General features: G+C 68.2%; 13 protein-coding genes. 6 read left to right on the top strand and 7 right to left on the bottom strand.

Features of this window, described 5'->3' with window-relative positions:
- Nucleotides 1-92 precede the first annotated feature (92 nt).
- Nucleotides 93-773 carry a flavodoxin family protein gene (locus tag ACSHXN_RS39265; protein WP_438305746.1) on the bottom strand — a complete coding sequence of 227 codons (681 nt, stop codon included), beginning with the start codon at nucleotides 771-773 and terminating at the stop codon, nucleotides 93-95.
- A gap of 430 nt (nucleotides 774-1,203) precedes the next feature.
- Nucleotides 1,204-1,836, bottom strand: a complete 633-nt coding sequence (locus tag ACSHXN_RS39260) for a cysteine hydrolase family protein (RefSeq protein WP_355802108.1) — start codon at nucleotides 1,834-1,836, stop codon at nucleotides 1,204-1,206.
- 159 nt (nucleotides 1,837-1,995) lie between these two features.
- On the opposite strand from ACSHXN_RS39260, the gene ACSHXN_RS39255 reads away from it, so the two are divergent.
- Both ACSHXN_RS39255 and ACSHXN_RS39250 read left to right on the top strand, forming a co-directional pair.
- A complete protein-coding gene (locus ACSHXN_RS39255; protein ID WP_356114018.1) occupies nucleotides 1,996-2,613 on the top strand; it encodes a TetR/AcrR family transcriptional regulator in 618 nt (205 codons plus the stop codon).
- Between the two features lie 244 nt (nucleotides 2,614-2,857).
- Nucleotides 2,858-3,382: a hypothetical protein gene (locus ACSHXN_RS39250; RefSeq protein ID WP_438305744.1), complete on the top strand. Its 525-nt coding sequence runs from the start codon at nucleotides 2,858-2,860 to the stop codon at nucleotides 3,380-3,382.
- A gap of 121 nt (nucleotides 3,383-3,503) precedes the next feature.
- Here the strand turns inward: ACSHXN_RS39250 and ACSHXN_RS39245 are convergent, their stop codons facing one another.
- Nucleotides 3,504-4,448 (bottom strand): D-2-hydroxyacid dehydrogenase family protein, encoded by a 945-nt coding sequence (locus ACSHXN_RS39245; RefSeq protein WP_359459837.1) that lies wholly within the window; start codon nucleotides 4,446-4,448, stop codon nucleotides 3,504-3,506.
- Between the two features lie 494 nt (nucleotides 4,449-4,942).
- Between ACSHXN_RS39245 and ACSHXN_RS39240 the strand changes: the two genes are divergently transcribed.
- The gene (locus ACSHXN_RS39240) at nucleotides 4,943-5,491 is read left to right on the top strand and encodes a GNAT family N-acetyltransferase (RefSeq protein WP_355133726.1); all 549 of its coding nucleotides are present in this window, start codon (nucleotides 4,943-4,945) and stop codon (nucleotides 5,489-5,491) included.
- 199 nt (nucleotides 5,492-5,690) lie between these two features.
- On the opposite strand, the gene ACSHXN_RS39235 is transcribed toward ACSHXN_RS39240, so the two are convergent.
- Together ACSHXN_RS39235 and ACSHXN_RS39230 are read right to left on the bottom strand one after the other, a co-directional pair.
- On the bottom strand, nucleotides 5,691-6,083 hold the full coding sequence (locus ACSHXN_RS39235) for a peptidoglycan-binding domain-containing protein (RefSeq protein ID WP_438305741.1): 393 nt from the start codon (nucleotides 6,081-6,083) through the stop codon (nucleotides 5,691-5,693).
- 184 nt (nucleotides 6,084-6,267) lie between these two features.
- Nucleotides 6,268-7,644 carry an FAD-dependent oxidoreductase gene (locus ACSHXN_RS39230; protein WP_438305738.1) on the bottom strand — a complete coding sequence of 459 codons (1,377 nt, stop codon included), beginning with the start codon at nucleotides 7,642-7,644 and terminating at the stop codon, nucleotides 6,268-6,270.
- Between the two features lie 70 nt (nucleotides 7,645-7,714).
- On the opposite strand from ACSHXN_RS39230, the gene ACSHXN_RS39225 reads away from it, so the two are divergent.
- Complete coding sequence (locus ACSHXN_RS39225) at nucleotides 7,715-8,647, top strand: cupin domain-containing protein (protein WP_438305736.1); 933 nt, start codon at nucleotides 7,715-7,717, stop codon at nucleotides 8,645-8,647.
- A 108-nt stretch (nucleotides 8,648-8,755) separates the two neighbouring features.
- Nucleotides 8,756-9,571, top strand: a complete 816-nt coding sequence (locus ACSHXN_RS39220) for a DUF899 domain-containing protein (protein WP_355802082.1) — start codon at nucleotides 8,756-8,758, stop codon at nucleotides 9,569-9,571.
- 325 nt (nucleotides 9,572-9,896) lie between these two features.
- Here ACSHXN_RS39220 and ACSHXN_RS39215 read toward each other — a convergent pair whose 3' ends face one another.
- Together ACSHXN_RS39215 and ACSHXN_RS39210 are read right to left on the bottom strand one after the other, a co-directional pair.
- The gene (locus ACSHXN_RS39215) at nucleotides 9,897-10,646 is read right to left on the bottom strand and encodes a class I SAM-dependent methyltransferase (RefSeq protein WP_438305733.1); all 750 of its coding nucleotides are present in this window, start codon (nucleotides 10,644-10,646) and stop codon (nucleotides 9,897-9,899) included.
- 408 nt (nucleotides 10,647-11,054) lie between these two features.
- Nucleotides 11,055-11,681: a TetR/AcrR family transcriptional regulator gene (locus ACSHXN_RS39210; RefSeq protein ID WP_356114033.1), complete on the bottom strand. Its 627-nt coding sequence runs from the start codon at nucleotides 11,679-11,681 to the stop codon at nucleotides 11,055-11,057.
- Between the two features lie 327 nt (nucleotides 11,682-12,008).
- Here ACSHXN_RS39210 and ACSHXN_RS39205 point away from each other — a divergent pair, with 327 nt between their 5' ends.
- Nucleotides 12,009-12,884: an NmrA family NAD(P)-binding protein gene (locus tag ACSHXN_RS39205; RefSeq protein WP_355133740.1), complete on the top strand. Its 876-nt coding sequence runs from the start codon at nucleotides 12,009-12,011 to the stop codon at nucleotides 12,882-12,884.
- Nucleotides 12,885-12,911 lie beyond the last annotated feature (27 nt).

The following is a 12,911-nucleotide window of genomic DNA, read 5'->3' as shown; positions in this document are numbered from 1 at the left end:
GGTACTCGTGATGACATGCGAAACACTCCCGGCTTGATGTCCGCGAGCAGCCGGTGTCGCTCCCGCGGACGCCGACGACACCGGGGATCGGCTCAAACTCGGCCGGCCGCTGCGGCCGCGCTGCGTGCCGAGATCTCCCGGAAGTCCTCCAACGTATTGCGCTGGATCCTGTACTCCTGTCCGTGCACCCACCGAGCGGTGAGTTCCGCAAGGCGGGTGCCGTACCGTTCGGCGGTGACCGTGTCGCCGTGCGCGCTGACCGCGTCAGGGCCTTCGTCCGCGTTGGTCTGGCCCATCACTCCGAGCCAGGAGCCGAGCCGGTTGACGTCGTAGATCGTGCCGCCGGTCCAGTTGTTGCCGGCCGAGTCGCCGACCGATATCCACTGCATGTTCATCTGCGCGGCGAAGACGACGAGCTGCTGCAACGAGAACAGCTTGTCCCCGTTCTGGGACGCGGAGTGGGTGAACCCGCCGGCGAGCTTGTCCTTCCATTGCTGCCCGAGGAACGGGTAGAACGCGCCCTCCAGGAACGACTTGAAAACCGCCGACAGACTGCCCATGTACGTCGGCGCCCCGAACACGATCGTGTCGGACTTCTTGAGCAGTTCCATCGTCGCTGCGTCCGACCATCGGCCTTCCGACACCTGGTCGCCGCGGATCTCGATCAGATGCACATCGACATCCGGCACACTCTTCACGCCCTGCGCGATGTGTTCGGCGAGTGCACGGGTGTGCCCGTTCGGGGAGTGGTAGACAACGGCCAATGTAGCCATGGGGATTACCTATCTGAAGTGCGGTACACGTCCGCGTGTGCGGACTGGGAAAGCCGTGATGGACACATGGATGTGTGCCCACGAAGGGTGATGCGGCACCGAAGCGTGTGTGAAAGGAGGATTCACACCGGGGCTTCTGGCGCATACCAGAGGGTCTACGAGAGGGTGGGAACGCCGTCTGGGTCGCTGCCGTCCGGCGGGAACCGTCCGTTGACGGCAAGCGAGCGCCTGCTGTGCAACAGACGCACGGGCAGGTGGCTCTGTCGCGGTCCCGTCGCAGGTTCCGGTCCAGGACTGTGCGCCGTCGAGCGCAAGCCCTCACTCCGGCAGGCCGCCGGTAACTTGTCGCTGTGGACGTCAAGCGGGCTCATCGCCTGGGCAGGGCGCCAGTTGAACAGGACCTTGAGGCGGGCCGGGAGGTGAGGGTTCGTCAGGCGACCTGTACGGGCTCGATGGCAGTGAGGAACTCGTCGATGGTGGTGACCTCGTGCCCAAAGGTCGGATACGAGATGTCCAGTGCGGCGCGATGGGCTTCCTCGGTGAACTCCGCCACGGCATCGGTGAGGAAGGTGACGTGGTAGCCAGCTTCCAGCGCATGCCGCCCTGTGCCCTCGATGCAGGTCTGCGAGGTGAGACCGGCCAGGACGACCTTCTCGATGTCATGGCCGCGGAGCTGCTCGTGCAGGTCGGTTCCTGCGAACGAGTCGAACATGTGGTGGCGCCCGACGACGATGTCGCCGGCCTGCGGCTGCAGCGGCGGGTAGAACTCGGCGCCGTAGGTGCCCTCCCAGAAGACCTGGTTGTCCACCGCGAACTGGAAGCGTGGCAGCACGTGTGTGATGCCGGAGAAGGCGTCGGCGTGCAGACCGTGCGGCGCATAGAAGACGGTGACGCCTGCGTCACGTGCACCGGCGATCAGGCGGCCCAACTGAGCGCGCAGATCCAATGTGTCCAGCATGGGTCCTATCTGCTCGCTGAGCTTTCCGTCCTCGGCGAGGAAGTCGTTCAGGACGTCGACCACGACCAGCGCCGTCCGCTCTGGGGGGTAGCTGCGATTACGCACGGGTTTTCCTCTCGGTGTGTGGTCCACGGGCACCATCGGCACGCATGGACGCCAGGGGCAAGCCCCCGAGCTCTTTACATGATGAGCATCATGAATAATCTAATCATGATGAGCGTCATGTAAAGTGTCAAGCAAGAGTTGTTCCGGCCGGAGGCATCCATGCGCGTTTCCCGTGAGCAAGTGACCGCAAACCGTGAGAACATCATCGTCAGCGCAGGTCAGCAGTTCAGGAAGCGCGGCTTCGACGACGTGACGATCTCCGACGTGATGAAGGCCGCAGGACTGACCCACGGCGGTTTCTACGGCTACTTCGGCTCCAAGGACGCGCTGGAAGCAGCCATCTGTGAACGCGGAGTAGCCGACAGCGTCGCCGCCGTCGAAGCCCCGGCCGTGGACGACAGCGGAGACAAGGAAGCAGGTGGTGGTGCGCTGCTGCAGCGATTCGTGCAGGAGTATGTGTCGGCTGAACACCGGGACACCCCGGAGTACGGATGCACTGTCGGGGCCCTGGCACGCGATGCCGGCCGCAGCCCCGTAGAGATCCAGCGCATCTTCGCGTCCGGCATCACAGGCATGGCGGAGTCGCTGGCACGCCTCAGGAGGCTGGACGCGCCGGACTCGGAGAACGGGAACGGCTCCGCTCCCGACTTCGCCACTCTGTCCACGATGATCGGCGCCCTTACTCTGGCGCGGGCCGTGGCCGATGCCGATCCAGCCCTCTCCGACACGATCCTGGAAACGGCACGCGAACACATCGCATCATCCACCTCTGCCTGACGGGTACGGCGCGTTCGTCGACTTGGGCCCATCCGTCCTGTGCCGGTGACGGTCGGCCGGAACCACACTGGCGGCGTAGCCCGTCCCATGGACGGCCCGGGAGTACAAACCGGGAGTTCGCTACGTCGACGCGTGCACACCGTTCTCGCGCTTCAGTGGACCGTCCCTACCCGTGACGAACGCCCAGCCGCCCACACATGGGCTTCTGTGATGCTGGATACTCTTCCCGATAGGGAGGAAAAGCATGTCCATAGAGGCAGACGCACGGATGGACTTGACCAACGCGTACACCGAACAGGTACGCGCCGATCTCGAACGGGTCGACGGTGAGATCGCGCAGTTGGAAGCCCGGCTCAGGTCGCTCCACGCGGACCGGGTGCTCTTGGGCAAGCTCTGGGAGAACCTCTCCAGCGTGGCTACGGAGGCTGCGGCGCCCGTCCAGAGCCGGCGGGGATCGGCAGCAACCGGGCACAGTTCTCAGGAGAGTTCCGCACCTGCTCCCGCATCTGCCGGCGGCACCCGCGGCCGCCCCGCCAAACGGGGATCCGTACGGGCTGCAGTACTGCGGCGCTTGCGGGCGTCCGACGGCCCCATGTCGGTCAACGACATGTTCGAGGCGTTGCCGAGCGCGGTCCGGACCTCAGGAAAGGTCGTCGTGCGCAATACCCTCGAGGCTCTTGTGGCCAGGGGCATCGCCGAGCGTTCACGCCGGGGGCAGTCCGTCCGGTACACGTTCGTCGACATCCCGCCCGGGGACGAACAGGCGTAGGCCGGTCGCAGGTCCCTCGCACGGGCCGCAGCCCATCACACGGTCAGGGTGCCCCTGGCGCTGCCGGCCACCACTTTCGACTGAGTGTCCAGTACGGACGCGGCCGAATGCCGTACCGCGGTCAGGGGTTCAGGACGCGGAGCGGGGTTCCGCTGCGATACGCGGCGATGTCCTCGACCGCTTCCCGGTAGAACACGTCGTAGGTGGCCTCGGTGACATAGCCGATGTGGGGTGTGAGCAGGGTATGCGGCAGGGCGCGCAGTGGGTCCTCGGCGGGCAGCGGCTCGGTGTCGTAGACGTCGAGTGCCGCGCCGGCGATCCGGCCCTGGCGCAGCGCCTCGACCAGGGCCTGGGTGTCGACGATCGGGCCGCGTGAGGTGTTCACGAGCAGGGCCGTGGGCTTCATCCAGGACAGTTCCTGCGCACCGATCAGGCCGGTGCTGCGCTCGCTGAGCTTGTAGTGCACGGTGACGACGTCGGAAGTGGAGAACAACTCCTGTTTGTCCACCGCCCTCACGCCGTGTTCCGCGGCGCGAGCGGGGTCCAGATGTGTGCTCCAGGCCACCACCCGCATCCCGAACGCGGCGCCGACTGCGGCGACACGCCGGCCCAGGTTGCCCAGACCGACGATTCCCAGGGTCCGTCCGGCGAGGTCGCCACCGACGGTGTGCTGCCACGCCCCCTGCCGCATTCCGGCGGCCTCGTCGTGGATGTGCCGGGTGAGGGAGAGGATGAGGCCCCAGGTCAGTTCGGCGGTGGCGTGCGGAAGGATTCCGGTGCCGCACACGGTGATCCCGAGCCGCCGGGCGGCCGCCATGTCGATGGAGGCGTTGCCCATACCGGTCGTCACCAGCAGCCGGAGCGCGGGCAGCGCTTCCAGACGCTCCGCCGTGAACGGCGTCCGCTCGCGCATCGCCACCACGACGTCGAAACCGTCGAGTGCCGTGGTCACCGCGTCCGTGTCGCCCAGGTGGTCATGAAGGAACACCACCTCCGCCCCGAGACCGTCCCAGTCGGCGAAACGACGAGCGGCCTTCTGATAGTCGTCCAGCACAGCGATACGCATCGCACAGTTCTCTTTCCCTGTTGGTGTCCGGTTCCCGGTCACGACCGCGCGGGACGGACTGGCCGTAGGTGTCGGTCGACTGCCGACCGGAGGGGATCCGGCGGTGTTCACCTCGTTCGGGCGTAGTGCGACGTCCCGGCCTCGCCGACGGGCCACGGGTTCTCCATTGCCGGGTTCTCCATCACTGGGGCCCAACCGCTCGATGCGCCGTGATGGTTCACGGCACGTTATGGGCCGATGCGGGACAAGTGAGGTGTGACGCACATGGTCCGTTCGGGCAGCCGTCCTGCCCGGACGACGTCCGACGGGGTCGCGCGTCGCGCTGTTACGTCGGCTGGCATCCCGGCCTGGATTTCCCCCGAGCGTACCCGGAGAACCGGCCCCGGCTTCGCATCCCTTCAGGAGCCTCGCCGGGGCAGCGGCGGCTCGACCTCGTCACCAGGACGTCCTTTAACCGGTCGCCCGCAAACCCGGCTCTCCCTATTCTCAGGTCCATGGATCTGCGGGAAGAGCGACCGGATGACAGAGAGGCCGTGCGGAGTCTCCATCAGGAGGCATTCGGTGATCACGGTTCCGTCGTGGCCGAGTTGACGGACGACCTGCGCGACACCCTCGCGTCCAACGGCGGGCTGTCACTGGTCGCCGAGCAAGCCGGGCATGTGGTGGGCCACGTCATGTTCACTCGCAACCTCCTGGACGCCCCACGGTGCCTCGTCGACGTGCAGGTGCTCAGCCCCCTGGCCGTGGCGCCCGGTCACCAGCGGCAGGGTGTCGGCTCCGCCCTGGTACGGAGCGCTCTGGAGATCCTCTCCAAGCAGCCGGTTCCACTTGTCTTCCTCGAGGGGGACCCCGCCTACTACTCGCGTTTCGGGTTCGCGCCCGGCGCGGAGGCAGGCTTTCGCAAGCCGTCCCTGCGCATCCCCGACGCCGCCTTCCAAGTGCTGAGGCTTCCCGAGTACGAGGAGTGGATGACGGGCACGCTGGTCTACTCGGAACTGTTCTGGCAGCACGACGCGGTCGGCCTCCGGGACGCCGACGCCTGACCCACGATTGCGACGGCGGACCGTTCCTGCCAAGGGAGCAGCCCGGCTGCCGCAATGGCCGTGGGCGTCAGCACGCTCAAGGCCGTCGCGCGTAGCGCCGTAACCATCCCCTTCGTCCGGCGGCAGTCACACCGGACGCTTCCTTCAGGCCTTCACTGGACGTCCGTGCCTCGCCCGGACCCCGCCCACGCCGTCCTGCTCACCACTCGGTATAGCCGTTCACGTGCTCGAAGCAGCTGATCGTCCTGGGTCCTGCTATCCCGTCGGCGCCTCCCGCACACCAGGAGTACTGCGAGTCTCGCTGGATGCGCGTGACCCAGTCCCTGGTGCGGGGGCCGTAGATGCCGTCGGCAGCGAGCTGCTTGCCGTAACGATGGTTGATCTGACGCTGCAGCCCCGCCACGCAGTAGTCGGTCATGCCGTAGGAAAGGTCGTACTCGGGCACCAAGTACTTCTCGGTGCCCGAGATGAGGGGGTTGTCGTAGGACTTCAAGTAACACACCCCGGGGGACGCCTCCGCCGGAGTCGTGACGAGGAGTGAGGCGGCGGCCAGCGCGACCGTCAGACACGATGCAGTGAATCGCCAGGTCATTGATGTCTCCGTTACTCGCCTGCCGCTGCGGGGCAGCGGACAGGGCGCTCGATCAGAGCCGACGGACCGAGTAACTCACCTTGCCGCAAGGGGAGTTGTTGCACTGACGAGCGAGAGTACCGTGCCGGGCCGTGGGTGTCGCCATACACGAACGGCGAGCAGGTCCCGGTGATGCCCCGAGGGGTCAGCGCACCACGGTCGCCAGCACCTCGTTGAAGGCCTCCGTCGAGCTGGGGTGGGTCCAGATCGCGTCCCGCAGGCCGCTCGCCGTCACCCCGCTGCGCATCGCCAGCGCCACGGTGTTCACCAACTCCTGTGCATCCACGCTGAGTAGCGCCGCTCCGAGGATCTCGTCGCTCTCGGCGTCCACGACGAACTTCATCAGCCCGCGCACTTCGCCCACGATGCTCGCCCGAGGCATCGCAGCCATCGCCGCGACCGGCTTGGACGCGATACGCACGGGTCGGCCGGCGGCCCGTGCCTCGTTCTCCGTGAGGCCCACCCGAGCCAGCGGCGGTGTCATGAAGAGCGTGTAAGGGACCGCCACCCGGTCGGTTGTGGAGCGCTTCCCTTCACCCAACAGCTGATCGGCGACGATCCGGTAGTCGTCGAGGGAGATGTAGGTGAACTGGGGCCCGCCGTTGACGTCGCCCATCGCGAAGATGTGCGGCCGACTGGTGCGCAGGTACTCGTCCACTTCGATGGCGCCGTTCGCGGTCGTGCGCACACCCGCGGCCTCCAGTCGCAGTTCCGCGGTGCGCGGTGCGCGTCCCGCAGCGGCGAGCACCGCGTCGGCTTCGACTGTGCCCGCGGATCCGTTCGCCTCGTAGTGGACGATCGCGGCGTCCTCCGTGTCGGCGACCTGGGAGACACGGGCTCCGGTGACGAAGGTGATGCCCTCCTCCCGGAGGATCTCCTCCGCGGCCCGTGCCACGTCCTCGTCCTCACGTGGCAGGATGCGGTCGGCGACCTCCAGGACGGTGACCTCGCTCCCGTAGCGGCGCACCATCGCCGCGAACTCGAGTCCCTGGTAGCCGCCGCCGATGACGGCGAGTCGGCGTGGCAGGTCGGGCGAGCCGATCAGATCCGTGCCGGTGACCAGATGCGTGCTGCCGCGCAGGCCGGGGATGTCCGGCACCACGGACTGCGCGCCGGTGTTGACCACGATGGTGTCTGCGGTGATCTCCAGACGGTCGTCGCCCGCCACGACCTCCACCCGCTTGTCGTCGAGGAACGCCGCGGTGCCGGTCACCACCGTCACGGAGTCCAGAGAGTCGAGCATGCGGAAGTTCTTGTCGCGCATCGCGGAGGTCAGCGTCGCCGTCGATGCCACCGACGCCGTGTACCACTCCTGCGGATCCGCGTCCTCAGGCCGGGCGGAAGCCCGGTGGATGAGTGCCTTGGTGGGTACACAGCCGATGTTGATGCATGTGCCCCCGTACATCAGGGCGGACTGCTCCACCATCACCACACGCCGTCCCAGCCGGCCCATGGCTGCCGCGAGTGTCTTTCCGCCCTTGCCGAAGCCGATGACCAGCAGGTCCGCATGCAATTCGTCCATGCGGCTAGACTCCGTCGAAGCTGCCGATCCGGCAAGACGGCAATGAATCAATTATCGTCGAGATAGGCTCATGGACGCGATCAGCACACTCCTGCGCATGGCCCGCCTCGAAGGCGGCGTTGATGTGCGCTGCATGTTGGCCGGAAGCCACGCCCTGGACAACCCGCCCGGTGGGACCGGGATGGTGCCCTTTCATCTCCTCCTTGACGGCCTGTGCATGGTCGAGACCGGCGGTCGCGCCGTCGAACTGCGCGCGGGCGACGTACTGGTACTCCCCCGCGCCGGACGGCACCGTGTGCGTGTCACCGCCATGGAGCCGCCGGTCCCCGCCGAGCGGTACGAAGGCAGGTCGGTGGCCACCCTGCGCAGCGAGGGCCCCACCACTGTGGACCTCTTCTGCGGCCACTACACCTACCGGCCGGGCGCCGGGGAGCTTCTGTTCGCCGGGCTGCCCGACATCGTCCACGCCTCTTTCGGCACAGGAGCCGACTCGCCATTGCGCCTGCTCGGCGAGCTGATGCGGAACGAGGCGACCCTCGACGGCCCCGGCGCCGGGGCTCTGCTGGCCTCGCTCTGCGAAGCGCTTTTGGCCCTCGTCCTGCGCGGGGACGGCTCCAGCCGTCCGCCGGCGACTGCCGTCCCCCCACCCTGGACCGCCGTCGTGGACCCCGGTCTGCGCGCCGTGGTCGATGCCGTGATCCTCGAGCCGCACAGGCCGTGGACGATCGCCCGGCTCGCCCGGCTCGCCGGGGTCTCCCGGGCCACTCTCGTACGGCGCTTCTCCGCGGCGACCGGCATGGGCGTCGCCGACTTCCTCACCCGGACCCGGATGACGGTGGCAGCCGATCTGCTGACCACCACGGAGCGCAGCCTCGACGACATCGCCGCGAGTGTCGGCTATCGCTCGCCCTCCGCCTTCGGCCGAGCCTTCCGGACCATCACCGGTATGACTCCCGCCCGTCTGCGGCGATCCGCGGCGGGGTACGGGCACTGGCCGGCGTAGGCAGCGTCCCACACAGCGATGAGTTCCTGCCGGGTCGCGAGTCTGTTCCGGTGACTGCCGAAGGACGCCGTACGAGGCTGCCCGGCACACGACACCACGGAGGACATCATGACGACCACGCCGGACGACCCGACCACCGCTCTGCCCGGCCGCCCGCCCGTCGTCGACCTGGCCACCTGGCAGGCCGCCCGTGACGAGCTTCTGGTCCGCGAGAAGGCCCATACCCGCGAGGGCGACGCGATCGCCGCAGCCCGCCGCCGGCTGCCGATGGTGGAATGCGACGGGACGGTGGAGGTCGTCGGACCCGACGGACCTGTCCCGTTCCTGGAACTGTTCCAGGGCCGCGAGGAACTCGTGGTCTACAAGCACATGTGGTACGACGGCGCACCGCACCAGGGGCAGTGCGAGGGCTGCACCACCACTGCCTGGCACCTGGACGACGCCGTCTATCTCAACGCCCGGGGCGTCTCGTTCGCCGTCCTGACCACGGGCCGCCCGGACGAGGTGGCCTCGTACGTCGAGTTCATGGGTTACACCCAGCCCTGGTACTCGGTGCGCGACGTGGCTGCGCCGGTCGGCGGCGACATGGGGCACATCACCTGCTTCCTGCGCGACGGCGACCGTGTGTTCCTCACCTACTCCACGACCGGCCGTGGCAACGAGCCGGTCAACGGTTCCCTCGCCCTGCTCGACATGACGCCCTACGGCCGCCGCGAGGCGTGGGAGGAGAACCCCGAGGGCTGGCCCGAGGCTCCTCGAGCCGGCTCCCCGGTCGGTGGTCATGGGTCGCCGACCTGCTGGTACTGGCGCTCGGACGCGGACGGGAACGCCACCTGGGGCCCGACCAGCCGCCCCGTGCCTCAGTGGACCCGCCCTGGCGCAACTCCCGTGGAGAGCCTCGGCCGGCAGGGCCACCACCACTGACGTGCCTCGACCGGCGGTGGCATGTCCAGCCCTGTTGGACGATGACCGACGGCCGGCGGGCACCGGCGGGTGCGCGGGCAGGCCCGGGACGTGGGATCAGCGCCGGCCCTGAACGCGATCGTGTATCTGCTCCACGGCCGACTCGCCGGGCGGGCCTGCCGGTCGAATGCCCGTCACGGCACCTGGCAGCTCGACCGCCGCCCCACGCCGAACGTGCCGCATGGGGGGCTTCCTTCACGAGCGGCACCAAGCACGTGGATGGCCGGCCTTGGTCCAGGCGCGGACGGGCCGGCCAGGTGAAGCGGAGGCTCCAGGACATGTGCGGTCAGCGGGTGACTGTCTCCGGATCGCGACGGAACAACGCCGTCCACAGGAACGCTTCGCCGAACAGCGCCGACTCGGGCGGCTCGTCGCGCATCCGGCGCAGCTCGACCTCTGTGAGGTCCGAGAAGATCCAGCGCAGTGACTCCGGGGTGTAGGCGAGGCCGCCCTGCAGTCGGAGTGCGCGATAGAGGTCGGTGTCGGAGAGTTGCGAACCCATCGCGCCGGCGGCGAAGCAGGTCAGGGCGAGGTGGCCGCCGGGGGTCAGGGCTCGGTCGAGGAGCGCCAGGTAGCTGACGCGGCGGTGCGGGGGCAGGTGATGGAAGCATCCCGAGTCGACAACGAGGTCGTAGGGGCCGGTCAGTTCCGTGCCGACGAGCTGGAATGCGTCGCCGCAGATGAAGCGGACGTCGGCTCCGGTCTCGTGAGCCCGGTCCTCGGCCCACGTGAGAGCGGTCGGGGAGAGGTCGACGGCGTCCACCTCGAATCCCCGGGACGCGAGGAACAGAGCGTTTCGTCCTGGACCGCAGCCGAGGTCCAGGGCTCGGCCCGGGGTGATCAGGTCCTGGTCGAGATAGTCGGCCAGGCTTTCGTCGGGCTTGGCCACGAAGAAGGGGACAGCCCTCGAACGGTCGGCGTAGAAGGTGTCCCAAAAGGCCGCACCGTCGCCCGTGGCCCACTTGCCGTCCTGGCTCGTGAACAGCCCGTCCAAGAGCGCGAGAACATCCTCGACAGTACGCACGGTCCGGTCCATCCGACCCCCTTTCAACAGAGCGCGAGCGTAGATCCGTAGGATGCGAAAGACCAGGTCAGGGCCTGCGTCTCGACGCCGGAGGAGCGCTGCTGGACACCGGGAGCGGGGGAAGAGAGGCACCGCCCCACCGTTCGCTTCCGCAGGCGTCCCTGGCCCGGCGAAGGGCCGTGAAGGGCGTCCTCAGGGCGGGGCTGGGCCAACTTTTTTGAGGGCAGCAGCACCTCCGGGTGGCGAGCGTTGGCGTTCTGCCGCCTTGGGCCCGCGTGCGGAGCGCGTGGCTGCCCGTGTGATTGCGGCGATTCGAGTCGGCGATCGCAGAGGCCGACAGCCGCCAGTGGTACGCCTCGATCGGATTGGCCCCAGGAGGGCTATGCCGAACGGGAGTTGCCGCGCCCGGCTGCCCATCCGTCAGCGCCGCGTGGCGAACGACTCGACGTAGGCCAGGGCGCCGTACAGTGCGTCGCGCAGCGGCGTGCTGTCACCGGCCGCCTGGTCCAGCAGCGCTCCGCCCTGGAACGCGGCGGCGAGCAGATGGGTGAGCGCGACCGGGTCCGCGTCCGGCCGCAGTTCGCCGCGCTCGCGCATGGTGCTCAGACCCCGCCTGAACAGCTCCTGCCACTGCTCGAAGCCGTCGGACACCGCATCGCGGTGGGAGGGTTCCGCCTTGACGACCTCGGCGACCAGCGAGCCGAACGTGCACCCACCGCGCACCATGTCCAGTGACTCGATGTAGGCGTCGGCCCAGCGGCGCAGAGCGGCGAAGCTGTCCAGCTCACCGAACTCGGGCACTTGATGGCGGGCCCGGATGACGTCGGCCTGCCAGGCGAGCACCGCGCGTACCAGGGACTCCTTGGTGGGGAAGTGACGGGTCAGCTGGGAGCCGCTCACCCCGGCGGCGGCGCGGATCTGCTCGTTGTTGGTGTTCTGCGCCCCGTGTTCGTACATCAGCTCCGCGGCCGCCTTGACGATGCGGTAGCGGGTGGCCTGGCCCTTGGCGGTCAGCTTCCGGGCCGGCGCTTCGCCGGTGGTGGTCATGCCTGCAACCCTACTACAAAAAAGGGCTTGACAGCCCTTTTTTTGCGGTGTTCCATGGGTGTGAGTCCAAAAGGGGCTGTCGAGCCCCTTTCTATGGAAGGCCGAGCGGGACATCAGCGGGTTTCACCGCACGCCTCCCCGGCTCAGGCCGGCCGCCGAGGCGGGGCATCCAGCCCGAGCCCTGCACCCTGACCGCTCAGCCACCGGCCACAACCAGCTGTTCCCTCGCCCTGCTCGCCGACCATCGCACGACCACTCACTGATCCCGTGCCACTCCCCACGCACTCACCCCCACCACAGGCACCCGACCTGACAGGACACCCCATCGTGGAACGCAACCTTCTGGTGATCGGAGCGACCGGCAAGACCGGTAGCCGCGCCGTCGACCTGCTGCTCCAGCGCGGCCACCACGTCCGCGCGCTCGTCCACCGAGCCGACGAACGCTCCGAGCGGCTTGCCGCCCTCGGCGCCGACATCGTGCAAGGCGATGTCCTCGAGCTCGACTCCGTGGCCCGCGCGGCGAAAGGGATCGACGCCCTGTACTTCACCTATCCGATCCGTACCGGCCTGATGGACGCCACGGCGAACGTGGCGCAGGCCGCGGAGGAGAACGGGGTACAGGCGATCGTGAACATGTCCCAGATCTCCGCCCGCCGCGAAGCCGCCAGCAACGCCGCACGTCAGCACTGGGTCGCCGAGCGCCTGCTGGACCGCTCCCCTGTCGCGGTCACACACCTCCGGCCGACGTTCTTCACCCAGTGGCTGATCGACACCTGGGCCGACGGAACCGGCGAACTGCGACTGCCTTTCGCCGACGGACGCCACGCTCCGATCGCGGAAACCGACCAGGCGAAGGTGATCGCGGCCATCCTCGAAGACCCCGCCCCGCACGCCGGCAAGATCTACCCGCTGTACGGGCCGGAGGAGCTCGACCACTACGAGATCGCCGAGAAGATGTCACGGGCGCTGGGACGCGACGTCACCTATGTGCCCATCGGACTCGACGAATTCAGCGTCATCCTGCACCAGCGCGGCGCCCCGGAACACCTCGTGCAGCACCTTCGCGCCGTCGCGATCGACTACCGCAACGGCATCTTCGCCGGCACCAACGATCTGGTGAAGAAGATCGGTGGTACCGACCCTCTCGACGTCGAGACCTTCGTCGCCCTGAACCGGGCGTCCTTCGACTCACACACCGCCTGAACAGCGGAGAAAGGGCGCCGCGCGTGT

Origin of the sequence: Streptomyces sp. HUAS TT11, assembly GCF_051553595.1 — a bacterium.
Lineage (GTDB): Bacteria > Actinomycetota > Actinomycetes > Streptomycetales > Streptomycetaceae > Streptomyces.
This window is presented reverse-complemented; position numbering and strand designations above follow the sequence as displayed.

What these genes read in the sequence shown, in the direction of transcription:
- ACSHXN_RS39225 (WP_438305736.1), top strand. Translation starts at nt 7,715, where the DNA reads ATGGACGCGATCAGCACACTCCTGCGCATGGCCCGCCTCGAAGGCGGC.
- ACSHXN_RS39235 (WP_438305741.1), bottom strand. Translation starts at nt 6,083, where the DNA reads ATGACCTGGCGATTCACTGCATCGTGTCTGACGGTCGCGCTGGCCGCC.
- ACSHXN_RS39215 (WP_438305733.1), bottom strand. Translation starts at nt 10,646, where the DNA reads ATGGACCGGACCGTGCGTACTGTCGAGGATGTTCTCGCGCTCTTGGAC.
- ACSHXN_RS39240 (WP_355133726.1), top strand. Translation starts at nt 4,943, where the DNA reads ATGGATCTGCGGGAAGAGCGACCGGATGACAGAGAGGCCGTGCGGAGT.
- ACSHXN_RS39250 (WP_438305744.1), top strand. Translation starts at nt 2,858, where the DNA reads ATGTCCATAGAGGCAGACGCACGGATGGACTTGACCAACGCGTACACC.
- ACSHXN_RS39220 (WP_355802082.1), top strand. Translation starts at nt 8,756, where the DNA reads ATGACGACCACGCCGGACGACCCGACCACCGCTCTGCCCGGCCGCCCG.
- ACSHXN_RS39245 (WP_359459837.1), bottom strand. Translation starts at nt 4,448, where the DNA reads ATGCGTATCGCTGTGCTGGACGACTATCAGAAGGCCGCTCGTCGTTTC.
- ACSHXN_RS39210 (WP_356114033.1), bottom strand. Translation starts at nt 11,681, where the DNA reads ATGACCACCACCGGCGAAGCGCCGGCCCGGAAGCTGACCGCCAAGGGC.
- ACSHXN_RS39230 (WP_438305738.1), bottom strand. Translation starts at nt 7,644, where the DNA reads ATGGACGAATTGCATGCGGACCTGCTGGTCATCGGCTTCGGCAAGGGC.
- ACSHXN_RS39265 (WP_438305746.1), bottom strand. Translation starts at nt 773, where the DNA reads ATGGCTACATTGGCCGTTGTCTACCACTCCCCGAACGGGCACACCCGT.
- ACSHXN_RS39255 (WP_356114018.1), top strand. Translation starts at nt 1,996, where the DNA reads ATGCGCGTTTCCCGTGAGCAAGTGACCGCAAACCGTGAGAACATCATC.